The organism is Rhodoferax sp. RT5P35, assembly GCF_056521385.1.
This window is the reverse complement of sequence record NZ_JBWMAX010000262.1, coordinates 1-755: the sequence shown is the minus strand read 5'-3', so window position 1 is coordinate 755 and position 755 is coordinate 1. Positions and strand designations below refer to the sequence as shown.

The 755-nt window shown below is 65.6% G+C and carries 2 protein-coding genes; both read right to left on the bottom strand.

Annotation, left to right across the window (positions count from 1 at the left end):
* On the bottom strand, window positions 1-524 hold a 524-nt coding region (locus tag AC097L_RS25495), incomplete at its 3' end, for an S-layer homology domain-containing protein (protein ID WP_479589493.1).
* Between the two features lie 99 nt (window positions 525-623).
* Window positions 624-755, bottom strand: a 132-nt coding sequence (locus AC097L_RS25490; RefSeq protein ID WP_479589495.1) for a type II 3-dehydroquinate dehydratase, incomplete at its 5' end; no start/stop codon positions are given.

Sequence of the window (755 nt, the reverse complement as noted above, 5' to 3'; positions counted from 1 at the left end):
TAACCTGCGGCCAGCATGGCGTTGACGCTGCTTCTCTTGGCTGGGCTGACGCTGGCCACGTCGGTAAACCCGGCCAGGGCGTTAGTGCTGCTCAGGGGGATTTTGAAGGCCTTCACAAGGATGTCGGCTGCGTCCTCGCGGGTGATGGGCTTGTCGGGGTAGAAGTAGCCTTCCACGTTGCTGATAAGCGACTCCTCCAGCGCCATCTCGATCTGCTTGGCGTGGGGTGTGGCCCCCAGGATCACGTCCACAAAGGTGGGCTGCACGGCCTTGTAGGGGTCGTTGTACTCGGAGGAATGCACCCAGTTGAACAGCTCGGCAATGCTGGCCACAAAGGCCGCGCGGCTCATGACCTCGGAGCCCGCCACGGGTGCATCGTCCCCGCCGCCGCAGGCCGTCACCGCGACGGTGGAGGCCAGCAGCGCGGGCATGCCCAGCATCTGGCCGAAGAAGCGGCGCGAGATGCGCTCGGTGGTCAGGCCGCCTTGGGCCGGGAGGGTGGTGGTTTTTTCTTTTACGCGCATGTCTTCCTCTGGGGTGGTTAAAACAAACTGGTTCGTACATAGGTACGTGTGAGGCAGCACGGGCGCGGTGGCCCGTGCGGTCAACGAAGTGGGGACGGCTTAGGCGGGTTGTTGCAACTCGACCAGCGCCCGCAGCCCCGCCAGGTACGACACCGGCCCCAGCCCCTGGATGGTGCCGCGCACCGCCGGGGAGATGATGGAGTGCGCCCGCCACGTCTCGCGCGCGGCGAT